The sequence below is a fragment of the Pseudomonas sp. BF-B-26 genome, from assembly GCF_019956495.1.
Classification (GTDB): Bacteria; Pseudomonadota; Gammaproteobacteria; order Pseudomonadales; family Pseudomonadaceae; genus Aquipseudomonas.
Window position 1 is genome coordinate 1 of record NZ_JAHBDP010000146.1, and the last position, 25,698, is coordinate 25,698.

24 protein-coding genes are annotated in these 25,698 nt (G+C 60.9%); 13 read left to right on the top strand and 11 right to left on the bottom strand.

The features are described 5' to 3' along the window. The first annotated feature begins 245 nt into the window (after nucleotides 1-245). From KGB03_RS30440 to KGB03_RS30465, 6 genes are all read left to right on the top strand, one after another. Nucleotides 246-1,262, top strand: a complete 1,017-nt coding sequence (locus KGB03_RS30440; RefSeq protein ID WP_223530843.1) for an AraC family transcriptional regulator — start codon at nucleotides 246-248, stop codon at nucleotides 1,260-1,262. A gap of 255 nt (nucleotides 1,263-1,517) precedes the next feature. After that, nucleotides 1,518-3,182 carry an AMP-binding protein gene (locus KGB03_RS30445; protein ID WP_223530845.1) on the top strand — a complete coding sequence of 555 codons (1,665 nt, stop codon included), beginning with the start codon at nucleotides 1,518-1,520 and terminating at the stop codon, nucleotides 3,180-3,182. A 16-nt stretch (nucleotides 3,183-3,198) separates the two neighbouring features. Then, nucleotides 3,199-3,960 (top strand): SDR family NAD(P)-dependent oxidoreductase, encoded by a 762-nt coding sequence (locus KGB03_RS30450; RefSeq protein ID WP_223530847.1) that lies wholly within the window; start codon nucleotides 3,199-3,201, stop codon nucleotides 3,958-3,960. Between the two features lie 12 nt (nucleotides 3,961-3,972). Continuing rightward, the gene (locus KGB03_RS30455; protein WP_192409411.1) at nucleotides 3,973-5,166 is read left to right on the top strand and encodes an acetyl-CoA C-acyltransferase; all 1,194 of its coding nucleotides are present in this window, start codon (nucleotides 3,973-3,975) and stop codon (nucleotides 5,164-5,166) included. Nucleotides 5,167-5,327: 161 nt separating this feature from the next. Beyond that, nucleotides 5,328-6,455, top strand: coding sequence for an acyl-CoA dehydrogenase (locus tag KGB03_RS30460; RefSeq protein ID WP_223530849.1), 1,128 nt, complete (start codon nucleotides 5,328-5,330; stop codon nucleotides 6,453-6,455). 14 nt (nucleotides 6,456-6,469) lie between these two features. Continuing rightward, nucleotides 6,470-7,243: an enoyl-CoA hydratase gene (locus KGB03_RS30465; protein WP_223530851.1), complete on the top strand. Its 774-nt coding sequence runs from the start codon at nucleotides 6,470-6,472 to the stop codon at nucleotides 7,241-7,243. Between the two features lie 162 nt (nucleotides 7,244-7,405). On the opposite strand, the gene KGB03_RS30470 is transcribed toward KGB03_RS30465, so the two are convergent. Both KGB03_RS30470 and KGB03_RS30475 read right to left on the bottom strand, forming a co-directional pair. Next, complete coding sequence (locus KGB03_RS30470) at nucleotides 7,406-8,557, bottom strand: acyl-CoA dehydrogenase family protein (protein WP_129443945.1); 1,152 nt, start codon at nucleotides 8,555-8,557, stop codon at nucleotides 7,406-7,408. Nucleotides 8,558-8,560: 3 nt separating this feature from the next. Beyond that, complete coding sequence (locus tag KGB03_RS30475; RefSeq protein WP_223530853.1) at nucleotides 8,561-9,667, bottom strand: enoyl-CoA hydratase/isomerase family protein; 1,107 nt, start codon at nucleotides 9,665-9,667, stop codon at nucleotides 8,561-8,563. Nucleotides 9,668-10,115: 448 nt separating this feature from the next. On the opposite strand from KGB03_RS30475, the gene KGB03_RS30480 reads away from it, so the two are divergent. The 7 genes from KGB03_RS30480 (at nucleotide 10,116) to astA (ending at nucleotide 15,867) form a co-directional block, all read left to right on the top strand. Beyond that, on the top strand, nucleotides 10,116-10,895 hold the full coding sequence (locus KGB03_RS30480; RefSeq protein WP_111451608.1) for a transporter substrate-binding domain-containing protein: 780 nt from the start codon (nucleotides 10,116-10,118) through the stop codon (nucleotides 10,893-10,895). A gap of 75 nt (nucleotides 10,896-10,970) precedes the next feature. Further along, entirely contained in the window at nucleotides 10,971-11,696 is a 726-nt protein-coding gene (locus KGB03_RS30485; RefSeq protein ID WP_223530855.1) for an ABC transporter permease, read from the top strand. Continuing rightward, a complete protein-coding gene (locus KGB03_RS30490; protein ID WP_008155279.1) occupies nucleotides 11,693-12,403 on the top strand; it encodes an ABC transporter permease in 711 nt (236 codons plus the stop codon). The genes KGB03_RS30485 and KGB03_RS30490 overlap by 4 nt, the downstream gene beginning before the upstream one ends. Nucleotides 12,404-12,459: 56 nt before the next feature. Next, nucleotides 12,460-13,221 carry an ABC transporter ATP-binding protein gene (locus KGB03_RS30495; protein ID WP_074876725.1) on the top strand — a complete coding sequence of 254 codons (762 nt, stop codon included), beginning with the start codon at nucleotides 12,460-12,462 and terminating at the stop codon, nucleotides 13,219-13,221. A 12-nt stretch (nucleotides 13,222-13,233) separates the two neighbouring features. After that, nucleotides 13,234-13,713: an Lrp/AsnC family transcriptional regulator gene (locus KGB03_RS30500; protein WP_007974731.1), complete on the top strand. Its 480-nt coding sequence runs from the start codon at nucleotides 13,234-13,236 to the stop codon at nucleotides 13,711-13,713. 184 nt (nucleotides 13,714-13,897) lie between these two features. After that, entirely contained in the window at nucleotides 13,898-14,836 is a 939-nt protein-coding gene (ctlX, locus tag KGB03_RS30505; protein WP_008155283.1) for a citrulline utilization hydrolase CtlX, read from the top strand. After that, on the top strand, nucleotides 14,833-15,867 hold the full coding sequence (astA, locus tag KGB03_RS30510) for an arginine N-succinyltransferase (RefSeq protein WP_223530857.1): 1,035 nt from the start codon (nucleotides 14,833-14,835) through the stop codon (nucleotides 15,865-15,867). Before ctlX ends, astA begins: the two co-directional genes overlap by 4 nt. A 132-nt stretch (nucleotides 15,868-15,999) precedes the next feature. On the opposite strand, the gene KGB03_RS30515 is transcribed toward astA, so the two are convergent. From KGB03_RS30515 to argH, 9 genes are all read right to left on the bottom strand, one after another. Beyond that, nucleotides 16,000-16,695 (bottom strand): HPP family protein, encoded by a 696-nt coding sequence (locus KGB03_RS30515; protein ID WP_223530859.1) that lies wholly within the window; start codon nucleotides 16,693-16,695, stop codon nucleotides 16,000-16,002. Nucleotides 16,696-16,854: 159 nt separating this feature from the next. Continuing rightward, the gene (locus KGB03_RS30520; protein WP_192409406.1) at nucleotides 16,855-18,033 is read right to left on the bottom strand and encodes an MFS transporter; all 1,179 of its coding nucleotides are present in this window, start codon (nucleotides 18,031-18,033) and stop codon (nucleotides 16,855-16,857) included. A 177-nt stretch (nucleotides 18,034-18,210) separates the two neighbouring features. Then, nucleotides 18,211-19,560: an MmgE/PrpD family protein gene (locus KGB03_RS30525; protein WP_223530861.1), complete on the bottom strand. Its 1,350-nt coding sequence runs from the start codon at nucleotides 19,558-19,560 to the stop codon at nucleotides 18,211-18,213. Continuing rightward, nucleotides 19,557-20,444: a polysaccharide deacetylase family protein gene (locus KGB03_RS30530; protein ID WP_223530863.1), complete on the bottom strand. Its 888-nt coding sequence runs from the start codon at nucleotides 20,442-20,444 to the stop codon at nucleotides 19,557-19,559. Before KGB03_RS30530 ends, KGB03_RS30525 begins: the two co-directional genes overlap by 4 nt. After that, complete coding sequence (locus tag KGB03_RS30535; protein WP_223530865.1) at nucleotides 20,437-21,285, bottom strand: polysaccharide deacetylase family protein; 849 nt, start codon at nucleotides 21,283-21,285, stop codon at nucleotides 20,437-20,439. Before KGB03_RS30535 ends, KGB03_RS30530 begins: the two co-directional genes overlap by 8 nt. A 155-nt stretch (nucleotides 21,286-21,440) precedes the next feature. Then, nucleotides 21,441-22,265, bottom strand: coding sequence for an ABC transporter substrate-binding protein (locus KGB03_RS30540; RefSeq protein WP_218534696.1), 825 nt, complete (start codon nucleotides 22,263-22,265; stop codon nucleotides 21,441-21,443). A gap of 39 nt (nucleotides 22,266-22,304) precedes the next feature. Further along, the gene (locus KGB03_RS30545; RefSeq protein WP_111451619.1) at nucleotides 22,305-23,069 is read right to left on the bottom strand and encodes an amino acid ABC transporter ATP-binding protein; all 765 of its coding nucleotides are present in this window, start codon (nucleotides 23,067-23,069) and stop codon (nucleotides 22,305-22,307) included. Between the two features lie 10 nt (nucleotides 23,070-23,079). Continuing rightward, nucleotides 23,080-23,958 carry an amino acid ABC transporter permease gene (locus KGB03_RS30550; RefSeq protein WP_223530867.1) on the bottom strand — a complete coding sequence of 293 codons (879 nt, stop codon included), beginning with the start codon at nucleotides 23,956-23,958 and terminating at the stop codon, nucleotides 23,080-23,082. Between the two features lie 150 nt (nucleotides 23,959-24,108). After that, nucleotides 24,109-25,536, bottom strand: coding sequence for an argininosuccinate lyase (argH, locus tag KGB03_RS30555; protein WP_223530869.1), 1,428 nt, complete (start codon nucleotides 25,534-25,536; stop codon nucleotides 24,109-24,111). Nucleotides 25,537-25,698: the final 162 nt, after the last annotated feature.

Below are 25,698 nucleotides of genomic sequence, written 5' to 3' on the forward strand. Positions count from 1 at the left end.
TATCGGCGCTTGGGTGAAAGGAGGAGGGGCGAAATCTCCCACGGTCTGTACTGCGTCAACAGTCGGAATCGAGCCTTGTCCCTCCTCCTCCCTTCAAGTCCTACCATACAAGCGAGCCTGCTCGCGAAAGCGGCGTGTCAGGCGACATCAATACTGACTGGTACGGCCCCTTCGCGAGCAGGCTCGCTCCCACAGGGTTCTGCGCTAAGATGCCGGCACTCAAATAACAAGGCTCGCCACGGTCAATGTCGGAAAAAGACACCATCTCCATTCAACTGGTGCGTGAAGCACTGTTGCAAAGTTGCGCCCCCGGAGCGACCACTGATGAGGTGTTGAGCAAGGTCGGCATCGATCCGGCACTGCTCGACAGCAGCGATGCCCGCGTCCCGGCCACCGCTTATGCGCGTCTGTGGCGTTTACTGGCACGACGTGGGGACGATGAGTTTTTTGGCATGGACCCGCGCAAACTCAAATCCGGCAGCCTGGCGTTTCTCTGTCGCTGCTCCATGGTCCAGCCGAGCCTGGCCGCGGGCCTGACCTCGGGTTTGAGCTTTTTGTCGTTGATGCTCGAACACCTGCCCGCGCAACTGGTTCGTCAGCAAAGCCTGGCGGAAATCGTCCTGCTCGAAGACGACCAGGACCCGCGCCGCGCCTTCACGTATTTCACGTACTGGATGATCGTTCACGGCGTCGCCTGCTGGCTGGCGGGGCGGCGGATTCCGATCCTGGCCATCGAGTTACGCTGCCCGCAGCCTGACTTCTGCGATGACTATCAGGTGATGTTCTCCGAGAACCTGCGTTTCGACCGGCCGCGCACGCGGATGATTTTCTCCGCCGAGTGCCTGGACTTGCCGATCAAGCGCAGCCCGGAAGAGCTCAAGCGTTTCCTGGCCCATGCGCCGGCCAATATTCTGGTCAAGTACCGCGACCCGCAGAGCCTGGCCAGCCGGATCAAGCACGATTTGCGGCAACTGCCCGCCGAACACTGGCCGGAAACCGAACCCCTGGCGCAACAGCTGTGCATGTCGGCTTCCACCCTGCGTCGACGCCTGGCCGAAGAGGGGCAGACTTACCAGGGGCTCAAGGACAGCGTGCGCAAGGAGTTGGCGATTGTCTGGCTGGCAGAACCGACCATCAGCTTTGCCGAGATCGCCGCGCGTTTGGGCTTTGCCGATACCAGCTCGTTCTACAAGGCGTTTCGCAAGTGGTCCGGGTCAAATCCGGGGCATTACCGCAGCCTGATTCTCAACGAAGCCAGCTGATCCGGATTTTGTGTTGATTGGTTTGGCGCCTTCGCGAGCAAGCCCGCTCCCACAGGGGGGGCACACCACAGAACTACTGTGGGAGCGGGCTTGCTCGCGAAGAGGCCATCCCTGACGACGCATCCCTTGAATCTTGGCCAAACCAGTCACGCAACTTGATAGCTTTGACCATTGTCCTGCACCCCGCGCAGAGCGAGTATTTCCTTGTTAATCGAGGTTCCCCCAGCCTAATAAAAATACAAAGGGATTCTGGCAATGCGCGATTACTTGTCTGCTACATCACAGTTCAATTATCAGCACACCGTCGACGCCGCACTCGCGGGCGATTTGTCTGCCCTCAACGCCTGTGTCGAGTGTTGCGACCGGCATGCCTTGCCGGGGCGCATCGCGCTGTTCTGGGAAGGCCGCGATGGCGCCAGCGCGACCTACACCTTCAGCGACTTGCAGGACAAAGCCGCGCGGTTAGCCAATTTCCTGCTGGCCCAGGGCGTGAAAAAAGGCGACAAGGTGGCCGGTCTCCTGCCACGTAACATCGAATTGCTGATCACCGTATTCGCCACCTGGCGCATCGGCGCGGTCTACCAGCCGCTGTTCACGGCATTCGGCCCGAAAGCCATCGAACACCGCCTCAGCTCCTCGGGCGCCAAAGTGGTGGTGACCGACGCGGGCAATCGCTCCAAACTCTCGGAAGTCGCCGACTGCCCGACCATCGTCACCGTCGCCGGTCCCAAAGGCCAAGGCATCGTCCGCGGCGATTACAGCTTCTGGGCCGAACTGGCCAATTATTCTGCTGAGTGCGAGCCGGTCCTGCTGACGGGTGAAGACCCGTTCCTGCTGATGTTCACCTCGGGCACCACCGGCCCATCGAAAGCGCTGTCCGTTCCGCTCAAGGCCATCGTCGCCTTCCAGAGCTACACCCGTGACGCCGTGGACTTGCGCCCTGAAGACGCCTTCTGGAACGTCGCCGATCCGGGCTGGGCCTATGGCATCTATTTCGGTGTTACCGGGCCGATGGCCATGGGGCATCCGATCACCTTTTACGATGGCCCGTTCTCCCTCGAAAGCACCTGCCGGGTGATCAACAAATACGGGATCACCAACCTCACCGGCTCGCCGACGGCCTACCGCCTGTTGATCGCGGTTGGCGACGAGTTCGCTCGCTCGATCAAGGGCAAGTTGCGCATCGTCAGCAGCGCCGGCGAGCCGCTGAACCCGGAAGTGATTCGCTGGTTCGCCGACAACCTCGGCGTGGTCATCAACGACCACTATGGCCAGACCGAACTGGGCATGGTGCTGTGCAATCACCATGGCCTGGAGCATCCGATCCACATGGGCGCCGCCGGTTTCGCCTCGCCGGGGCATCGCATCGCGGTGCTGGATGACGAGTACAAAGAACTCGGCGTCGGTCAGCCGGGCATTCTGGCCATCGATCGTACCCAGTCGCCAATGTGCTGGTTCGCCGGTTACGAAGGCGCACCGACCAAGGCCTTCGTCGGCAACTATTACCTGAGCGGCGACACCGTCGAGTGGAACCCGGACGGCAGCATCAGCTTCGTCGGTCGCAGCGACGACGTGATCACCACCTCCGGCTACCGGGTCGGCCCGTTCGACGTGGAAAGCGCATTGATCGAACACCCGGCAGTGGTCGAAGCGGCGGTGGTCGGCAAGCCCGATCCGGAGCGCACCGAACTGGTCAAAGCCTTTGTCGTGCTCAGCCCGCAGTACCGCGCTGCACCGGAACTGGCCGAAGAATTGCGCCAACACGTGCGCAAACGACTGGCCGCGCACTCATACCCGCGCGAAATCGAATTTGTCAGCGAATTGCCGAAAACCCCTAGCGGCAAATTGCAGCGCTTTATCTTGCGCAACCAGGAAATCGCCAAGGCTCAAGAGGCCGCCGCGAAGAACGTTTCAGCTTGAATCCAAGGAAACAATGATGCAGATCGAAAACAAGGTTTTTCTCGTCACCGGCGGTGCGTCGGGCCTCGGTGCGGCCACGGCTGAAATGCTGGTCGCGGCCGGTGCCAAAGTGATGCTGGTGGACATGAACGCCGAAGCTGTTGCGGCCCAGGCTGAACGTCTCGGCGCGCGAAGCGTGGTGGCGGACATCAGCAACGAAGCCGCGGCTGAAGCCGCTGTGCAGGCGACGGTCAAAGCCTTCGGCGGCCTCAATGGTCTGGTCAACTGCGCCGGTATCGTGCGCGGCGAGAAGATCCTCGGCAAGAATGGCCCGCACCTGTTGGCCAATTTCAGCCAGGTGATCAACGTCAACCTGATCGGCAGTTTCAACATGCTGCGCCTGGCCGCTGCGGCGATTGCCGAAACCGAAGCCGATGCTGACGGCGAGCGCGGCGTGATCATCAACACCGCCTCGGCTGCCGCCTATGACGGCCAGATCGGTCAGGCCGCGTATGCCGCCTCCAAAGGCGCGATCGTCAGCCTGACCTTGCCCGCCGCCCGTGAACTGGCGCGCTTCGGCATCCGCGTGATGACCATCGCCCCGGGCATTTTCGAAACCCCGATGATGGCCGGCATGACCCCGGAAGTCCGCGCGTCCCTGGCGGCTGGCGTGCCGTTTCCGCCACGTTTGGGCAAACCGAGCGAGTATGCCGGGCTGGTCAGGCATATCATTGAAAACAGCATGCTCAATGGCGAGGTGATCCGTCTCGACGGCGCCTTGCGCATGGCCGCCAAATAAGGAGGATTTGTCATGACTATTTCCAACGATCCCATTGTTATCGTCAGCGCCGTCCGCACCCCGATGGGCGGTTTCCAGGGCGAACTGAAAAGCCTGACTGCACCGCAACTCGGTGCTGCGGCAATTCGCGCTGCCGTCGAGCGCGCCGGTGTGGCGCCAGACTCGGTTGAAGAAGTGCTGTTCGGTTGCGTCCTCTCTGCCGGTCTCGGCCAAGCCCCGGCGCGCCAGGCTGCATTGGGCGCAGGGCTGGATAAATCGACCCGCTGTACCACCCTGAACAAAATGTGCGGTTCGGGCATGGAAGCGGCCATTCTGGCCCACGACATGCTGGTGGCCGGCAGCGCCGATGTGGTTGTCGCCGGCGGCATGGAAAGCATGTCCAACGCCCCGTATCTGCTGGACCGCGCCCGTAGCGGTTACCGCATGGGCCACGGTCGCGTCCTTGACCACATGTTCCTCGACGGCCTGGAAGACGCTTACGACAAGGGTCGCCTGATGGGCACCTACGCCGAGGATTGCGCTGAAACCAACGGTTTCACCCGTGAAGCCCAGGACGCGTTTGCCATTGCCTCGACCACCCGCGCACAGCAGGCGATCAACGACGGCAGTTTCAAAGACGAGATCGTGCCGCTCACCGTGACCGTCGGCAAAGAGCAGGTGCTGATCAGCAATGACGAACAGCCACCGAAAGCCAAACTGGACAAGATCGCCTCCTTGAAACCGGCGTTCCGCGACGGCGGCACGGTGACGGCGGCGAACTCCAGCTCGATCTCCGATGGTGCTGCGGCACTGGTGTTGATGCGCCGTTCCGAAGCTGAAAAGCGCGGCCTGAAACCACTGGCAGTGATTCACGGCCACGCGGCGTTTGCCGACACTCCGGGCCTGTTCCCGGTGGCACCGGTGGGCGCGATCGAGAAGCTGATGAAAAAAACCGGCTGGTCCCTGGACGACGTCGATCTGGTCGAAGTCAACGAAGCTTTCGCCGTGGTCAGTCTGGTGACCATGACCAAACTGGAAATCCCCCACGAGAAGATCAACGTTCACGGCGGCGCTTGCGCCCTCGGTCACCCGATCGGTGCGTCCGGCGCGCGGATCCTTGTGACCTTGCTCTCGGCCCTGCGCCAGAAAGGCCTGAAACGCGGCGTTGCAGCGATCTGCATCGGCGGCGGTGAAGCCACGGCCATGGCCGTTGAATGCCTGTACTAAGGGCTGACGCCAATCCCGTGGGAGCGGGCTTGCTCGCGAAAGCGGTGTGTCATTCAACCTTGATGTCGACTGACACGGCCTCTTCGCGAGCAAGCCCGCTCCCACAGGTCCAGCGTTTCACCAGGTATTTTGTGCGACAGGCTCACTTTTAAGGATTTGGCATGATTCCCAATGACGAACAACTGCAAATCAGCGACGCGGCCCGGCAGTTTGCCCAGGAACGGCTGAAACCGTTCGCCGCCGAGTGGGACCGCGAGCATCGCTTCCCCAAGGAGGCCATCGGCGAGATGGCGGAACTGGGCTTCTTCGGCATGTTGGTGCCGGAAGAGTGGGGCGGTTGCGACACCGGCTACCTGGCCTACGCCATGGCCCTGGAAGAAATCGCGGCCGGCGACGGCGCCTGCTCGACCATCATGAGCGTGCACAACTCGGTGGGTTGCGTGCCGATTCTCAAGTACGGCAACGACGACCAGAAAGAGCGCTTCCTCAAACCGTTGGCCAGCGGCTCGATGCTAGGGGCGTTTGCCCTGACCGAACCGCAGGCCGGCTCCGACGCCAGCGGCTTGAAAACCCGTGCCCGTATGGAAGGCGATCACTACGTGTTGAACGGCTGCAAGCAGTTCATCACCTCCGGGCAGAACGCCGGGGTGGTGATCGTGTTCGCCGTGACTGACCCGAGTGCCGGCAAGCGTGGCATCACGGCGCTGATCGTGCCCACCGATTCGCCAGGCTATAAAGTTGCGCGGGTCGAAGACAAACTCGGCCAGCACGCTTCCGACACCTGCCAGATCCTGTTCGAAGACGTGAAGGTGCCGGTGGCCAACCGCTTGGGCGAGGAGGGCGAAGGTTATCGAATCGCCTTGGCCAACCTCGAAGGCGGCCGTGTCGGCATCGCTTCGCAATCGGTGGGCATGGCCCGCGCTGCGTTCGAAGCAGCCCGCGACTATGCCCGCGAGCGTGAAAGCTTTGGCAAGCCGATCATCGAACATCAAGCGGTCGCGTTCCGCCTGGCGGACATGGCGACCCAAATCGCTGTGGCTCGGCAGATGGTGCATTACGCGGCGGCGCTGCGTGACAGCGGTAAACCGGCCTTGGTCGAAGCGTCCATGGCCAAGCTGTTCGCCTCGGAAATGGCCGAAAAAGTCTGCTCCTCGGCGTTGCAAACCCTCGGTGGTTACGGTTACTTGAACGATTTCCCGCTGGAGCGGATCTACCGCGACGTGCGCGTTTGCCAGATCTACGAAGGCACCAGCGATATTCAGCGCATGGTTATTTCGCGCAATCTTTGAGAAGGAAGCTACTTGTGAACTACGAAACGATTTTGTTGGAAACCCACGGTCGCGTTGGCCTGATCACCCTGAACCGCCCGCAAGCGTTGAATGCGTTGAACGCGCAGATCGTCAGCGAGCTGAACCACGCCCTCGATGGCCTGGAAGCCGATTCGAACATTGGCTGCGTCGTGCTCACCGGCTCGAAAAAAGCCTTCGCGGCCGGCGCCGACATCAAGGAAATGGCCGAGCTGACCTACCCGCAGATCTACCTCGACGACCTGTTCAGCGACAGCGATCGCGTGGCTAACCGCCGCAAGCCGATCATTGCCGCCGTCAACGGTTTCGCCTTGGGCGGTGGTTGTGAACTGGCGCTGATGTGCGACTTCATCCTGGCCGGCGACAACGCCAAGTTCGGTCAGCCGGAAATCAACCTCGGCGTACTGCCGGGCATGGGCGGCACCCAGCGCCTGACCCGCGCGGTGGGCAAGGCCAAGGCTATGGAAATGTGCCTCAGCGGTCGGCTGATCGATGCGGTGGAAGCGGAGCGTTGCGGGATTGTCGCGCGGATTGTTCCGGCTGATGAGTTGCTGGAAGAAGCGTTGAAAGTCGCGGCGCTGATTGCCAAGAAGTCGTTGCCGATTGCAATGATGATCAAGGAAAGCGTCAACCGTGCGTTTGAAGTGAGCCTGTCGGAAGGTGTGCGCTTTGAACGTCGGGTGTTCCATGCGGCGTTTGCGACGCAGGATCAGAAGGAAGGGATGGCGGCGTTTATTGCCAAGCGTGAGGCCGAGTTCCAAGGGAAGTAATGTAGCGTTCTTGAAGGCGCTTTCGCGAGCAAGCCCGCTCCCACATTAGTCCGCGTGTTTCCAGGAGGAACGCGGACTAATGTGGGAGCGGGCTTGCTCGCGAAGCTTTTAAGCTTTTGATCGTTCCCATGCGCGTGGGAACGATCAGTTCGGTGGCGATCATTAGACCAGGTAGTGCTTCAACTCCCGGGCAATCACCATCCGTTGTATCTCGCTCGACCCTTCATAAATCTGCGTAATCCGCGCATCCCGGTAGTAACGCTCCACCGGGTAATCCTCCAGATACCCATACCCGCCGTGAATCTGCATCGCCGACGAACACACTTTCTCGGCCATCTCCGATGCAAACAATTTAGCCTGTGAAGCCTCCGACAGACACGGCTTGCCGGCACTGCGCAACCGCGCGGCATGCAGGATCAGCAGTCGTGCCGCGTTCAACCGGGTGTGCATGTCGGCCAGCATGTTGGCAATGCTCTGGTGCTCGATGATCGGCTTGTTGAACTGCACCCGATCCCGTGAGTAGGCCAGCGCTGCTTCAAACGCCGCGCGGGCAATGCCCAACGCCTGCGCCGCGATGCCGATGCGGCCGCCTTCGAGGTTGGAGAGGGCAATCGCCAGTCCTTTGCCGCGCTCACCCAGCAGGTTGGCTTCAGGGATCGTGCAATTGCTCAGGGTCACCGCGCAGGTATCGGACGCTCGAATACCCATTTTGTGTTCGGTGCGATCAACGATGAAACCGGCGGTATCGGTCGGCACCAGGAACGCCGAGATGCCGCGCTTGCCCAGGTCCGGATCGGTCACCGCAAACACGATGGCCAGTTTTGCCCGTTTGCCGTTGCTGACGAATTGCTTGGCGCCGTTGATCACCCACTGGCCGTCGCGCAGTTCGGCGCGGGTGCGCAGGTTGTGGGCTTCGGAGCCGGCCTGGGGTTCGGTCAGGCAGAAGCAGCCGATGGCCTGACCGCTGGCCAGATCCGGCAGCCAGGTCTGTTTCTGTTCTTCAGTGCCGTAGTTGAGGACCGGACCGCAACCTACGGAGTTGTGAATGCTCATCAGTGCGCCAGTGGCGCCGTCACCGGCCGAAATCTCTTCCACAGCCAAGGCGTAGGCGACGTAGTCGACATAGGTGCCGCCCCATTCCTCGGGCACCACCATGCCCAGCAGGCCGAGTTCGCCCATCTTCGCCACCAGACCATCATCGATCCAGCCGGCCTTTTCCCAAGCCTGGGCGTGGGGTGCGATTTCGCCGCGGGCAAAGTCCCGGGCCATGTCGCGGATCATGACTTGCTCTTCGCTCAATTCGATATCGTGCATGGCTCAGCTCCCGCTTTGGTCAAAACCGGTGAAGAAACTCGCGACGTGCTCGGCGTCCAGCGCCTGCAAGGTCGGCGGGTTCCAGCGCGGTTTCTTGTCTTTGTCGATCAGCAAGGCGCGCACGCCTTCGATCAGGTCGCCGCGCTCGAACCACTGACGGTCCAGGTGCAGCTCAAGGGCGAAGCAGTCTTCCAGACTCAAGTGCCGACCACGACGGAGCATTTCCAGGGTCACGCCCATGGCCAGCGGTGAACGGCTTTCCAGCAGGTCGGCGGTGGTCGTGGCCCATTCGTGGCTGTCGGCGACCGTTACTTCACGCAGTTGCTCAACAATACTCGGCACATCGGGCAGGGCGAAGAAGTGATCGATGGCCGGGCGCAACGCGCTCAATGGCGCGTCGGGTAGCTGTTGCACCGCAAGTTTCGCCAGCAGACCTTGAAGGTCCTTCAACGGCGTTTCGTGCCATTCGAGCTGATCGAGTCGCTCGTCGAGGGTGCCCAGTTTGTCGCTCTCCAGGTACCAGTCGGCCAGGCCGCAATAGAGCGCATCGGCCGCACGGATCTGCACGCCGCTGACGCCGAGGTAAATCCCCAGTTCACCGGGAACGCGCGGCAGGAAATGGCTGCCACCGACATCCGGGAAATAACCGATCGCTACTTCCGGCATCGCCAGACGGCTTTTCTCGGTGACCACCCGCAAGTCAGCACCTTGCACCAGGCCCATGCCGCCACCCAGGACAAAACCGTCCATCAAGGCGAGTACAGGTTTGCGGTAATGGTGAATCGCGAGGTCGAGGGCGTATTCCTCGACGAAGAAATCTTCGTGCAGCGTGTCGCCGTTCTTGAAGCTGTCGTACAGCGAGCGAATATCACCGCCGGCACAGAAAGCCTTCTCGCCAGCGCCGCGTAATACCACCGCGTGTACGTGCGGATCCTGTGCCCAGGCGTCGAGCTGACGCTGAAGGTTGCGCACCATGTCCAGGGTAATGGCGTTGAGCCCGGCGGGGCGATTGAGGGTCAGGTGACCGATGTGGTTGCGGACCTCGGCCAGCACGTCGTTTTGCATGGCATCCATGGACGAAGTCCACTTCGATGAAACCTGAGCAGTCATCACTAACTCCCTGCTTTTATTGTTCTTTATAGAGAAGCTCGCGCGCGAGCGATGCTGGATCGTAACAGTGCAAATTTGTGATGTACAACCGGCATATGTGCAGGTCTTGCCTGCATTTTTGTAATGCCGGTGTGGAATTCCTTTGCGAAAACGGCCGCGGGCCGGGCTCACGACAGATTCGGCTGTCAAAACAGCCTTATCAGCGCATTCCGGGTGTCTGCACCGGCCCGTACGACACCTGCACCCGCTCATCTGTTGGCATTCTGGCCTCGGGTTTGAAGCCGTCTGTGTCGAGGGTTTCAGGCCGGGTGCCGCTGAGTGCGGCCCACCGTGCAAAACAATAAGAACGCTGTTGCGGTGTTAGCCGCATCGACTCTCTGTTCCTGCCCATAAAGGTGGCCTGGTTAGCCTGGCCGCGATAATTCCAAACAAATCGGGATTCAAGAAGATGAAGACTAGATGGCTGAGCTTGTCGGTACTCGCATTGCTGTGCTGCACCACCGGCGCCAGTGCCAAGGAATGGAAAGAGCTGCGATTCGGCGTCAACCCGAGCTACCCGCCTTTTGAGTCCACCACCGCCGATGGCGGCGTGCAGGGTTTTGGCGTGGATTTGGGCAACGCGATCTGCGCCGAACTGAAGGTGAAATGCGTGTGGGTCAGCAATGACTTCGACGGGCTGATTCCGGCGCTCAAGGCGGGCAAATTCGATGCCATCGAATCGTCGATGACCGTGACCGATGCGCGCAAGAAACAGATCGACTTCACCGATCGCCTGTATGCCGGGCCGACCGCCATCGTCACTCGCAAGGATTCCGGGCTGTTGCCTACCGCTGAGTCGCTGCAGGGCAAGACCATCGGTTACATGCAGGGCACGATTCAGGAAACCTATGCCAAGGCCAAACTGGCACCCGGCGGCGTGAAACTGCGGGCCTATCAGAATCAGGATCAGGTTTACGCCGACCTGGTATTTGGCCGTCTCGACGCCTCGATCCAGGACAAGATGCAGGCGCAAATGAGCTTTTTGACCTCACCGCAAGGCGCTGACTTCAAGAACAGTGAAGGCATCAGCGACCCGTTGGTACCGTCCGACATCGCCATCGGCGTGCGCAAGGACAACGAAGAACTCAAAGGCATGCTCAATACCGCCATCAAGGCCCTGCATGACAAGGGTATCTACGCACAGATCCAGCAGAAACACTTCGGCGATCTGGACCTCTACAACTACTGATCCTCGCGCCCCGAAGGCTGCGTCTGGTAACAGGCGCAGCGCTTGAGCGCGGGCGCCTCAAGACAGGTGATTGACGTGAACTCCTTCCTGAATCTGATCGGGGTCGATCTCTCGGCCCTGCAAGGCTATGGCCCTTTGTTGCTGCACGGCACCTGGGTCACGCTGAAATTGTCAGCGCTCTCTCTGCTGGTGAGCATGGCGCTGGGCCTGCTCGGCGCAGCGGCGAAACTGTCGCCGCTAAAACTGTTGAACTTGCCGGCGACCTTCTACACGACACTGATTCGCGGGGTGCCGGACCTGGTTTTGATGCTGCTGATTTTCTACAGCCTGCAAGGCTGGCTGAGCCGCCTGACCGAGGCGATGGACTGGCCCTACATGGAAATCGATCCGTTCGTGGCCGGCGTCATCACCCTTGGGTTTATCTACGGCGCGTATTTCACCGAGACCTTTCGCGGGGCGATTCTGAGCGTGCCGCGCGGCCAGCAGGAGGCCGCCGCGTGCTTTGGTCTGAACCGCTGGCAGCGATTCCGCTTTGTGGTGTTCCCGCAGATGATGCGTTTCGCTTTGCCGAGCCTGGGCAATAACTGGCTGGTGCTGCTCAAGGCCACGGCGCTGGTGTCGATCATCGGTTTGTCGGACCTGGTCAAAGTCGCGCAGGAAGCGGGTAAAAGCACCTTCAATATGCTCGATTTCCTGCTGCTGGCAGCGGCGCTGTATTTGCTGATCACCAGCGCTTCGAACTACGTTTTGCGCGTGTTGGAACGGCGCTATAACCAGGGTGTGCGGGGGATGGCACGATGATCGAGTTGATTGCCGAATACTGGAAACCCTTTCTGTTCAGCGACGGCTACAGCCTCACCGGGTTGGCCATGACCTTGTGGCTGCTGGTGGCGAGCATTGTGATGGGGTTCTTCCTGTCGCTGCCATTGGCGATCATGCGCACCTCGCGCTGGGGCCTGCTGCGCTGGCCGGTTCAGCTGTTCACTTATGTGTTTCGCGGCACGCCGCTGTATATCCAGTTGCTGATTTGCTACAGCGGGATCTACGGCATCGCGGTGGTGCGCTCGCAACCGCTGCTCGAAGCTTTTTTTCGCGATGCGATGAATTGCACCTTGCTCGCGTTCACGCTCAACACGTGCGCCTACACCGTGGAAATCTTCGCCGGGGCGATTCGCAGCATTCCCTACGGTGAAATCGAGGCCGCACACGCCTATGGCTTGAGCGGTTGGCGCCTGTACCTGCGGCTGATTCTGCCTTCGGCGTTGCGCCGGGCACTGCCGTATTACAGCAACGAAGTGATCCTGATGTTGCACGCGACCTCAGTGGCGTTCACCGCCACCATTCCCGACATCCTCAAAATCGCCCGGGACGCCAATGCCGCGACCTTCATGACCTTCCAGGCGTTCGGCATTGCCGGCCTGCTGTACCTCGCGCTGTCGTTCGGCCTGGTCGGCGCCTTCCGCCTGGCAGAGAAGCGCTGGCTGAGTTTTCTCGGCCCGACTCACTGAATCCCATTTTCTGTCCAGAGCGGTGCCGCCAGGCGCGCCGCTCCAGGAGTGCTGACATGTACAAACTCACGGTTGAAAATCTGTATAAACGTTTTGGTGACAACGAAGTGCTCAAGGGCGTCTCGTTGAATGCACGGGCAGGCGATGTGGTGAGCATGATCGGCGCCAGCGGTTCGGGTAAAAGCACGATGCTGCGCTGCATCAACTTTCTGGAGCGCGCGGACGAAGGCGCCATTGAACTGGACGGCGAGCGCGTCATCACGCGCCCGGGTGCCGGTGGCATGCGTGTCGCTCATCCGGCGCAATTGCAGCGTTTGCGCACGCGCCTGGCGATGGTGTTCCAGCATTTCAATCTGTGGAGCCATCTGACGGTGCTGGAGAACATCGTGCTGGCGCCGTGTCGGGTGCTGGGGATCAGCCGCAAGGCCGCCGAAGAGAGTGCGCGGGCCTATCTGGACAAGGTCGGTCTGGCGCAACGAGTGGCCGATCAATACCCGGCGTTTCTGTCCGGTGGGCAGCAACAGCGGGTGGCGATCGCGCGTGCCCTGGCGGTGGAACCGGAGATTCTGTTGTTCGACGAGCCGACTTCGGCACTCGATCCGGAATTGGTGGGTGAGGTGCTGAAGGTCATTCAGGCGCTGGCCGAAGAAGGCCGTACCATGTTGATGGTGACCCACGAGATGGGGTTTGCCCGGCAGGTTTCCAGCCAGGTGTTGTTCTTGCATCAGGGCAAGGTCGAGGAGCAGGGTGACGCTACGATCCTCGACCAGCCAAAAAGTGAACGTTTGCAGCAATTTCTATCGGGTCGTTTGAAGTGAGGCAAGACGTACATGGCGGATATCCGCGATCTGTCGATCGTGCTTGATCGTATCGATCAGGCAATCATCGAAGTGCTGCGCCACGAAGGGCGCATCACTTATCAAAAGCTTTCCGAGCGCGTGCACCTGACGCCCAGGCCGTGCCTGGAACGGGTGCGCAAACTCGAACAGCTCGGGGTCATTCGTGGGTATGGCGCGATTCTCGATGAAAAGAAACTGACGCCAGGCTTGTCGTTGCTGGTGCTGGTTGCATTGTCCAACCAGAGTGGGCGGGCGGCGCAAAAGGCGTTCGAAGCCAAGGTCCGCGCCTGCCCGCAGGTACTGGAATGTCGGTTGATCAGCGGTGCGTTCGACTACAGCTTGCGCATGCGTTGCCGGGACATGGAGCACTATCGGGTGCTGACCGAAGTCTGGTTCGATGACCCGGATTTGCACATCGACAAGTTGGTCAGCCATCCGGAATTGGCGATGGTCAAGACCACGATGGAATAGGTTTGGCAGAACAAAAAAATCGCAGCTCCGGGCTGCGATTTTTTTTGTGTCCAGCTCCGCCGAATCGGCTGGGCCACACACGTTTTTCAGCCGTTTCCATCACGCCGCAGCCACTTATCAACCGGGTTTTCCAGCCTGCGAAACAGACAATGAGTACCTCTTAACCCTCATTGAATCTGTGCCCATGCAAACCACCAATACCGTTTTGATGATTCGCCCGACACGTTTCTCCTTCAATCAGGACACGGCGGCGAACAACCGTTTCCAGCAGCCGGCCGCCGTCAGCGAAGACGTGCAGCTCAAGGCCCTGCAAGAGTTCGATGGCTACGTTGCCGCGCTGCGTCACCACGGTGTCGAGGTCATGGTGCACAACGACCGCGAAGCGCCGCATACCCCGGATTCGATCTTCCCCAACAACTGGTGGAGCAGCCATCCCGACGGCACCTTGGTGCTGTACCCGATGCAGGGCCATAACCGGCGCCTGGAACGGGACAAAGGCGTGCTCGACTGGCTGCGGGACGAGTACCGGGTGGAACAGTTGCTGGACCTTTCCAGCCTCGAACAGCAGGAAGTGTTCCTTGAAGGCACCGGCAGCATGGTGCTGGATCGTCAGCAGCGGATTTGCTACGCCGGTTACTCCACCCGCACCCATGCCCGCGCCCTGGACCAGGTGGTCAGTCATTTGGGTTACGAGCTGTGTGCATTCAATGCGGTGGACCGTCAGGGCGTCGCGATTTACCACACCAACGTGATGATGAGTGTCGGCACGCGCCTGGCCGTGGCGTGCCTGGCCTCGGTCACGCACCCGGCCGAACGCCTGGCCCTGCGTAAACGCCTGGAGGACAGCGGCAAGCAGGTGATTGCCTTGAACTGGGCGCAGCTGGAATCTTTCGCCGGCAACATGCTGGAAGTCCACAACGCTGCGGGCGAACCCTTGCTGGTGATGTCGCGCACGGCCTGGCAATCGCTGGATGCCGCGCAGCGTCGCTTGATCGAAACCCACACCACGCCACTCCCCGTGAACATCGACACCATCGAGCGCATCGGCGGCGGCAGCGCGCGCTGCATGTTGGCCGAGGTCTTTCTGTCCAAACATCTGGCTACCCAGGAGCAAATGCGATGATCGTTCGTCCAGCCACACCGGCAGACCTGCCGGCACTGTTAGCCCTGGCCCATAGCGCCGGAACCGGTTTGACCACCTTGCCGGCCGACGCGGGGCGTTTGCGCCAGCGTCTGGAATGGGCGGCGAAAACCTTCGCCGGCGAAGCCGAGCGTGCCGATGCCGATTACCTGTTTGTGCTCGAGAATGACCAGCATGAAGCCATCGGCATTTGCGCACTGGCCGGTGCCGTCGGCCTGCGCGAGCCTTGGTACAACTATCGACTGGGCCTGTTTGTCGCGGCCTCGAAAAACCTCGGGATCAATCAGCAGCTGCCGACGTTGTTCCTCGGTAACGACATGACCGGTCACTCAGAGCTGTGTTCGCTGTTCCTGCATGCCGACCACCGCAGCGGCCTGAACGGGCGCTTGCTGTCCAAGGCGCGGTTCCTGTTTCTGGCGGAGTTTCGTCAGCACTTCGGGGAGAAGGTCATCGCCGAGATGCGCGGTTACTCGGACGCGGAGGGCGTTTCACCGTTCTGGGAAGGCCTGGGTCGGCACTTCTTCAAGATGGACTTTGCCGATGCCGACTATCTGACCGGGCTGGGTAACAAGACGTTCATCGCCGAGCTGATGCCCAAGTTTCCGTTGCCCACCTGCCTGTTGCCTGAAGCAGCAAGAACCGTCATCGGTCGGGTTCACCCCAACACCGAACCGGCGCTGGGCATGCTCAAGGCTGAAGGATTCGAACACCGCGATTACATCGACATCTTTGACGGTGGCCCGCTGATCGAATGCGCCACCGGGGATATCCGCGCAGTGCGCGACAGTCAGGTGCTGCAACTGAGCATTGGCACACCGGGTGAGCAGGCGGCGACTTACCTGATTCATAACCGTCAATTTGCCGAGTGCCGGATTACCGCGGCACCGGCACGGGTGGCTGCCGGGACGTTGATAGTCGATGCGGAGACTGCGAAGAGTTTGGGGTTGAGTGCCGGTTCATCGGTGCGCGCGGTGAGTCTGGCAGTGCCTGCACGGCAACAATCAGCGGCCTAAACAGATTTTTGGGTTGGCGCTGAACCTGTGGGAGCGGGCTTGCTCGCGAAGGGGCCCTGCCAATCAACATTGATGTTGGATGACACACCGCTTTCGCGAGCAAGCCCGCTCCCACAGGGGATCTGTGTTTCTTCAGGTTCTACTGCTGAGTACCTCAGCAATGCTGCGGCGCCTGGCATGTAGCTCACTGGCATGGATCAACTGTTCAAGGTCTTCCGGGGTGACGTCGAAGAAGGCTTCCATGTCCGCCAGGGCCAGTTTCAGGTCCTGGGCGGTGATCGCCTGGCTGTCGGGGACGGGCATCATCGGTGCCGGTTCAGCGGGACGTTTTGGGTAACGAATGCGCGTCAGGTTGTTGTAGGCCAGGGCGCTGAGCAACATGGTCGATCCGCTGAGCATCACCGGGCCGAGGGCTTTCCAGTCGAGGGCAATGGTCGCCGGGTCTGCCAATACCAACAGCAACGCCAAGGCCCCGGCCGGTGGATGCAGGCAACGCAGCCAGCACATCAGAATCAGCGCCATGCCCGCCGCCAGGCAAGCGCTGCCAAGGGTTCGCCCGAGCACGTGAGCGACCAGCAGCGCAACCACCCCGGCGCTGAGGTAGCCGCCGAGAATCGACCAGGGCTGGGCGAGGGCGCCGGAGGACACGGCGAACAGCAACACGGCCGATGCACCCAGCGGACCGATCAGGTGCTGCGCCACTGGCATGCCGAATACCTGGCTGCAGAGCCAGACGCTGAACATCGTGCCCAACGACATGCCGATCGCGGCGCGGCTCCATTCGGAGGGGCGGGTGTTGATGGCGGCGGGAAACCAGCGAGCGAACATGATTCAGACGATCCGTTGAAAAAAACCTAGGCAAAAAAAAGGCTTAGCTGGGATACCCAGAAAGCCCTTGAAGTTGTTCCAACTATTGGGGGAGGAACGGGCACAGTGTGCCGTTCAATCCTGATGCTGACAAATTCATATTAATGCAGTTTTAGTGCATTAATTTTGCTGTAACGCCACCCGACGACCGCTCATGAAACACAGGAAACCGCCCATGGCGGTCAGCGCGCTCAGGGCATAAAACATCGTGGGCGCCGGGGTGTGCATCAGCAGGAAACCGCAAATCACCGGGCTCAAGGCACCGCCCAGGGCCGCGAGGTTTTGCGCGCCGTAATAACTACCGCGCAGTTCTTCCGGGGCCAGGGTGTCGACGAAGAGGAATTCGGCGGGGTAAATGATCATTTCACCGAGGGTGAAGATGAACATGGCCACGCACCAGCTCACCAGGCTGTCGGCCAGGCTGAAGCCGATCAATCCGACGATGAACAGGCTGGTACCGCCCGCGATCCAGTAACGCAATTGTTCGCGTTTGAGGAAACGGCCGATCTGGTATTGCAGCAGGATCACGCTGATCGCATTGCAGGCGAGCAGGACGGCCATGGTTTCCAGTGCCCGTTTGGAATCGTGGGTCACCAGCAGGTATTGCGACAGGTACAGGGTGAAACGGCCATGAACCACGGTACTGAGCAGGCAGCCGCAGGTGAACATGATCAGCGTGCGGTCGTTCTTCAGGGTGACCAGGGTCTTGAGAAAACTCTGGGGCTGGCCGATTGCGGGTGTCTGGGCCGGGTCCTTCGGTATCCCGATCATCAGGAAAATACTGAAGAACGCGATGCCGCCGGCGATCAGGAACGGTGCAATCGGATACACCCCGGCAATCACCACGCCCAGCATCGGGCCGGTGGCGTAGCCGATGTTGGTCAAGGTGTAGCGCAGGGAAAACGCCTTGGCGCGCTGGCCTATGGGCAGGTTTTCGCTGAGGATCGCCTTCGAGCCGATCAGGAACAGCGCCGAGGCGGTTTCGGTGATCACCAGGGTGGCGGTGGTCAGGTAGAGGTTGTCGGCGAAGGTCAGCAGCACGAAGCCGATGGCGCTGGAGAGCATCGCCAGAATCAGTAGGCGGCGCTTTTCGAGGCGGTCGATGATGTAACCGCCGTAGAGCGCGAGCAGGGTGGCGATAAACACCGCGATGCCCAGCAGCAAGCCGACATCCTGTTGGTTGAGGCCGAGTTTGTTGCTCAGGAACAGCGTCAGCAGCGGGCTGGTGATGGCGCGGCTGACGACGATGGTCAGCGAAACGATCATCAACCGGCGGATAACGAGTGAGTAAGTGGCCACGGTGGTGCAAATATCCTTATTTAGATTTTAGTGTTCGTCGTAACACCCAGTCGCTGCCATTCGCGAGCAAGCCCGCTCCCACAGTTGATCTTCAGTGATCACCAATTTTGTGTCCACTGAAGATCAACTGTGGGAGCGGGCTTGCTCGCGAAGAGGGCGGATCAGGCAACGCAATGTTCAAGTCAGCCACCGATCCAGAGTCCCAGCCGACTCCAGTTCGTCCAACTTCCACAACTGCTCAAGCAGTTCCGCCGCTTGCTCCCGCGGCATCACCCGCACCGCCAGGCTGAAAAACTTCTCCTCCAGCGCCGCATCACTCAACGGATTGCCCGGCGCACCCAGTGGCGGGTCGACACACAGGCTCGCCTGCCGACCGTCCACGGTCCGCACGCTGACGACGGGCTCGCCATCCTCTGACAGTTGCGGGTCCACTTCAAGGCGGATGCGCGACATCCAGTGAGCAATCCTTGGATCGCCCCGTTGTTCATCGTCATACGCCTCCAGCCGGCAATGACCCTGCACCAGCCGGGCCGCGAGGGCATACCGCAGGCTCATCTGCGCCGCCGCCAGCGTGCTGACATCGCGTCCGCCGCACATGTCCTGCAGAAACCCGCACAACGACACCTGGACGTCCTCGACTTGATCCGCGCTGACCTGCAGTTGATCCAGCAACAGCCCCAGCGCATCGATGGCCGAATGTGTTCCGCGGCACGCGGCATGAGGTTTGATCGAGCAGCGAGCGAGTTTCCACACGACGCCCAGGTCGGCATCCAGCGCGTCAGGTTGTGCAGTCTCACTTGCCAAAGTCTTGAGAAATCCGCCCCAGACATCATCGAATAATCGGGTCGGCCCGCTGATGCCTCGCTGGGCAAATCGCGCCGCCAGCAATCCACCCTCGGCGGCACGACCACTGTGAAGTTTTTTACTTTGCGAGCCGTCGTGGATAAACGCCCATAACCCCCCACTGAAACTGCCGGCAATGCCCAGCGCCGAGACGGTTTGCCCGATATCCAGTCCGAGAATTCGCGCACTGGCCGCCGCCGCACCGAACACGCCGCAGGTGGCGGTGGAGTGCCAGCCGGCGCCGTTGTGGGCTGAGTAGCTGCCGCAGGCTTCGAGCACCCGACGGCCGATTTCGTAGCCGATTACCACAGCGGTGATCAACTCCCGGCCATTCACCGGTTTTCCAGACATCGACACCGCAGACATGACTGCCGGCAGCACCACCGCGCCAGAATGGTCGCAGCCCCCGGTGTCGTCCAGCTCCAGGGCGTGGGCGGCGACACCATTGAGCATGGCGGCCTGAGCCGCGCCGGTGCGCTGATCGGTGCCCCAGATCAGCGTGCTCCCGGTTTCCCCGTCGAAGACCTGCCGTGCCTGCTTGGCTACCTCGCTGCCAGCCCCGGCCAGGGTCGCGCCGAAGGTGTCGAGTATGTGCCGCTTGGCTTGGGCCACCAGTGCGGGCGGCAAGTCTTCGAATCGGCTGTCGACGCAGAACTGCGCCAGTCGCTGCATCCGTTCACTCATGAAAGGTAATCCCGATAATGCCGCTCATACACGGCCGTCGGATGGTCCTCGGTCACCGGCAGCGCCGATTCAGCCCACCATTGAGCGACGTCGGCACCCGTGGCAATCCACACGTCATCGTGCTGTTGAATCCCCTCCAGCAACTCGCGCAACACGCCAATCCGTCCGGGCGTAGCAATGATCTCCGGGTGCAGCCGTAGCACATAACACAAGCCAAACCGGTGAAACCCGGCGAAGTCCATTTGCAGGTTGCCCAGGGTGTGGCTGTAAGAAGCGATCCGCGATTGCGCCGGCGGTACGGCCGGGCTCAGGTTGAAAGCGAAGTAGGGTTCGTCTTCCAGTTCGTAGTGCAACGGCAACTCGATGACGTCGGGCGCCGTCGGATGAGCGAATGGCAAATCATCACCGCGCCACGACGATGACCAGCGTATGCCGTGATCCTTCAACGCCCCGATGAAACCCGGCGCACCGTTGCCGGCCGGGATGCGAAAGCCCGTCGGGCGCTGGCCAGTCAGCGCGCTCAACGCCTCACAGCCTTTGGCAATCTCGGCGCTTTGCTCGGTGAGACTCAGGTTGTCGTAGTTCTGGTGGTGATAACCGGCGCAGGCGATCTCATGTCCACCGGCCTGGATTGCCCGAATGTGCCCGGGGTTTTCCTCGGCGACGATACCGGGAATAAACCAGCTGCTGGAAACCCCCTGTTCGTCGAACAAACCGAGCAAACGGTCGACGCCGCGTTGGGTGCCATAGCGCCAGACCGACAGCGTCTTGTCGCGCCCGGCGACTTCCGGGGCCTGGGTCAGGATGCCGTGGACGTCGTTGTAATCGACGGTCAGTACCACGGCGCAGCGGTAGCCTTTGGGCCAGACAGTGGAATCAGCCATGGTGATGCTCCTTCAGCCACCACTGGGCGACATCGCGGCACGTGGCGAACCACACGTCATCGCGCTGGCGCATGTGTTCGAAGAGTTTTTCCAGCAGCAGGATGCGTCCTGGTTTGCCGGTGATCTTGGGGTGGAACAGAGTGGTCAGGCACAACCCTTCGTTCATCGCACCGTCGTATTCGCGGCACCAGTTATCGAGGGTCAGCGCGTAGCTGGCGGTGCGGTCCAGCCCGGAAGGAAAGTCCGGCGCGCGGGTGTAGGCGAGGGAGGCGTAATCGTCCATTTCCCAGCGACCGGGGATTTCCACCAGCGGTGTTTCGTGGCCCGGCACGTTCACCAGGTACGGCCGGTCATCACCGCGCATGCTGCTGGAGTAGGTCACGCCGGCATCTACCAGCATCGCCGGGGTTTCGGCCCGCCAGTCGCCGGACGGAGTGCGAAACCCTTCGGCGCGGATGTTCAAGTGCTTCCAGAACACCTCGCGGGATTTGTTCATCACGTCCTTTTGCTGTTCCAGCGTCAAGGCGTAAAAGGATTCGTGTTTGTAGCCGTGGTAGGCCACTTCATGCCCGCGCTCGACAATCGCCTGGCACTGTTTCGGCCAGTTCTCCACGACCCAGGCCGGGACGAAGAACGTCGTCGGGATTTGGTACTCATCGAGCACATCGAGGATTCGTGGCAAGGCGCGGTAAGGGCCGTAACCACCAAAACCGAAGTACTCGGGCTTGCGCCAGATCGAGCCGTTGAGCATGGCATCGCCGGTCGGGCCGTCGAGGTCGAAGGCCAGGGCGAGGCAGGCTTTGTGTTGGTCGGGCCAGGTGGGTTGGGGTGAGGAGGACATGGGTGTGGCACTCCATAATTCCATAGGTAAAACACAAAACCCTGTGGGAGCGGGCTTGCTCGCGAAGGGGCCGTATCAGTCAATGAATATGTCGAATGACACACCGCATTCGCGAGCAAGCCCGCTCCCACATTTGGTCCGGGTCGCCTGCTTAATTATTTGCCGGCGTTAATGGTCACAGTCTTGATCGCACCCAACTCCAGGTCCCATTTCTTCAGGATCGTCTGGTAAGTGCCGTCATCGACCATGCTCTGCATCGCCACTTTCACCGCCTCACTCAGCTCAGGCTTTTTCTTGCTCACGCCCAGCCCGGTGAACTGCTTGGAGATCGGCAGGCCCACGGTTTTGTACATGTCCTTTTCCTGAGTCTTCAGGTAGGGCAAGGTCTCGCTGCCCTGCATGGCGGCGTCGATACGGCTCTGACGCAATTGCGCGCGGGCATCGGCCGAGCCTTCGGTGCCGATCACGTTGATCGCAGGCTTGCCGGCGGCTTCGCAATTGGCCTTGCTCCACTCGGCGATTTCCGCCGGGAAGGTGGTGCGGCGGCTGGTGCCGACTTTCTTGCCACACAAATCAATGATCTCGTTGAAATCCTTGTTCTTCTGCAAGGTGTAGAACTGCGGGCCACTGGTGAAGTAGTCGACGAAGGTCACGCTGGCCTGACGTTCGGCGGTGTCGGTCATGCCCGACATCACCATGTCCACGCGGTCGGTGGTCAGCGCATTGATCATTTGCTCGAAACCGGTTTCCTGCCATTTGATCTTCACGCCCAGACGTTCGGCCAGGGCATTGCCCAGGTCATAGTCGAGGCCGGTGAGGGTGTTGGTGGCCGGGTCCTTGAAGTCCATCGGCGGATAGTTCGGCATGATCGCGACCACGACCTCGCCTTTTGCTTTGATGCTGGCCGGTAGTTCGGCGGCCCAGGTGAAGCCGGAAGCCATAACGCCTGCGAGTACTGCTGGGATAACAATGTTCTTCATGGTCGTTCTCTTATGAGTGTTGTGAGCGCCAAAGGGCGCTTAGGTTCGAACGGCAGAAATGAAGCTTTGGGTGCGTGGGTTTTGCGGACTTATTAGTATTTCTTCGGGGCTTCCAGCCTCCACGATCTGCCCGCCGTCCATGAACACCATGCGGTTGGAAACTTCGCGGGCGAAGCCCAGTTCATGGGTGACGACGATCATGGTCATGCCGGTTTGCGCCAGATCGCGCATCACCGACAGCACCTCACCGACCAGTTCCGGGTCGAGTGCCGAAGTGGGTTCATCGAACAGCATCAGCTTGGGTCGCATGGCCAGTGCGCGGGCAATGGCGACGCGTTGTTGCTGACCCCCCGAGAGTTCGATCGGGTAGCTGTTGCGCTTGTCGGCCAGGCCGACGCGAGCGAGCAATTCCAAGGCTTCTTCGTGCGCCTCTTTGGGCGAACGCTTGAGCACCTGACATGGCCCTTCGATGATGTTTTGCAGCACGGTCATGTGCGGGAACAGGTTGAAGCGCTGGAACACCATGCCGGTGGCCAGGCGTTGACGGGCGATCTGCGACTCGTTGAGTTCGTGCAGCTTGTTGCCGACGATCCGGTAACCCACCAGTTCGCCGTCGACCCAAAGACCGCCCTTGTCGATTTTTTCCAGCTGGTTGATGCAACGCAGCAAGGTGCTTTTGCCGGAGCCGGACGGGCCGATGATGCACAGCACTTCGCCTTGCTCGACTTCGATGTTGATGTCCTTGAGCGCGTGGAAATGGTCGTAGTACTTGTTCAGGCTCACGGCCTTGACGATGCTTCTCATGTGGGGCTCCTCAAGAACGCTTGCCGGCGCCGCGAGCGAAACGACGCTCCAGACGGCTTTGACCGAAGGACAGGACGGTGACCGTGGCCAGGTACCAGATACCGGCGACGATCAGCAGCTCCATCACGCGGGCGTTGGCGTAGTAGATGTTCTGGGCGTTGTAGAGCAGTTCCGAGTACTGGATGACGCTCGCCAGGGAGGTCATCTTCACCATGCCGATGAACTCGTTACCGACCGGCGGAATGATCACCCGCATGGCTTGCGGCAGGATGATTCGGCGCAGCGCTTGCAGGCGAGGCATGCCGATCGACTTGGCGGCTTCGTACTGGCCGGTGTCCACCGACAGCAGGCCGGCACGCACCACTTCGGCGGTGTAGGCGCCCTGGTTGATGCTCAAGCCGAGGAGGGCGGCCGCGAACGGGGTCATCAGGCTCACGGTGTCCATTTCGAACAGACCGGGGATGCCGATGGTGGGGAAGATCAGCGCCAGGTTGAACCACAACAGCAGTTGCAGGATCAGTGGCGTGCCGCGAAACAGCCAGGTGTAGGTCACCGCCACGTAGCGCAGGATCGGGTTGGCCGACATGCGCATGATCGCGGTGATCACCCCGAAAACAATGCCCAACGCCATCGCTAGTACCGCCATGACGATGGTGTTGAGCAGGCCCCACATGATCGCCTGGGAAGTGAGGAACTGGCCGATGTAAGACCACTCGATCTTGCCTTCGGCGAAGGCTCGCACCAGTCCGAGAATCGCAATGACAATCACGGTGGCGAAGAAAATCCGCCCGTAGTAACGCCGTGGCACATGGTGGTACTGGGTGATATCGAACTGGTTTTCCGCCAGTTTGCGCTCCGACTGGAGTCGTTCTGCCTGAGTCTGGCTCATGTTGTTTCTCCGTACACTTGGTAATTCAGGCCAACCACAATCCCTGTGGGAGCGGGCTTGCTCGCGAATGCGGTGTGTCATTCAACATAAATGGCGACTGACACGGCCCCTTCGCGAGCAAGCCCGCTCCCACAGGTTTTGTGTGCTGCTTCAGAGCCGGAAACCTTGATAGTTCTCGGTCCATTCGTGCTGCGTAGCCAGGGCCGTTTTCAACCGCCCGATTTGCTCGCGCACCTGTTGCGGTGCGGTGCCGCCCCAGCCACTGCGGGCGGCGATGGCGGCTTCGAGGGTCAGGCTGTCGCGCACTTGCGCGGTCAGGCGCGGGTCAATCTCGGCCAACAGCGCCGGCGAGGCTTCCCACAGTTCGATGTCATGTTTCTCGCAGGCCTGGACCAGCGCACCGGTGATTTCGTGGGCTTCCTTGAACGGCACGCCGCGCATGGCCAGCCAGTCGGCGACTTCGGTGGCGAGGGTGAAACCCAGTGGCGCCTGACGACGCAACTCTTCGACGTTGACCTTCATGGTCGCGACCATCCCGGCCATGGCTGGCAGCACCAGCAACAGGGTGTCGACACTGTCGAGCACGCCGTTTTTGTCTTCGCTCAAGTCGCGGTTGTACGACAGCGGCAGGGATTTCAGCGTGGAAAGCAGGCCGGTCAGGTTGCCGATCAGGCGACCCGCCTTGCCCCGGGCCAGTTCAGCGATGTCCGGGTTTTTCTTCTGCGGCATGATCGAGCTGCCGGTGGCGTAGGCATCGTCCAGCGCGACCCAGCGAAATTGCCGCGACGACCACAGGCAGAACTCTTCGGCGAGCCGGGAAATGTTGATCCCGAGCATGCTGGCGATAAACAGGAACTCGGCGACGTGATCGCGGCTGGCCACGGCGTCGATGGAGTTTTCACACACGCCGCTGTAACCCATTTCCTTGGCCGACTGCTGCGGCAAGCGCGCGATGGCGGAACCGGCCATGGCCGCCGCGCCGAGTGGCGACAGCGAAGTGCGCACGTCCCAGTCCACCAGGCGTTGCACGTCACGCAACATGGATTGGGCGTGGGCCAGCAAGTGGTGAGCGAAAACGATCGGCTGGGCTTGCTGCAGGTGAGTGAACCCCGGGCAGATGCTTTCGATGTGCTGCTCGGCCTGATCCACCAGTGCTTGTTGCAGGGCCAGGACTTCAACGGCCAGGGTGCGGACGTGATCACGCAGGAACAGGCGCAGGTCGTTGGCGGTCTGGTCGTTGCGTGAACGGCCGGCGCGCAGCTTGCCGCCGAGGGCGCCGAGGCGTTCGGTCAGCAGGCGTTCGATGAAGGTGTGGACGTCTTCGTCGTCCAGGGTCGGCGCGATGCTGCCGGCGCCGAAGTCATCACCGATGCGCCCCAAAGCGTCGAGCATGGTCAGGGTTTCTTGTTCGCTCAGCAGCCCGGCGCGCTGCAATTCACGGGCATGCGCCTTGGAACCGGCGAGGTCATACGGGGTGAGGCGAAAGTAGCGCTCGGGGCAACGGGACAAGGCCGCCAGGGCTTCGGACGGGCCGCTTTTGAAGCGGGCACCCCAGAGACGGTCGGTGGTTTGAGACATTGTTGTTTTCCTCGTCGGTAAAGCGAACTGAAATCGATGTGCAGAGCCAGGAACATCTGCCGGAAATGATTCGGGCGTGGTTCGGCTTAAGCAGTTTTCAAGAGGGCAGTTGCATCGTTGCGAGAGCTGATCGAAGTGTCAGCTTTTAATAGTTCGAAATCA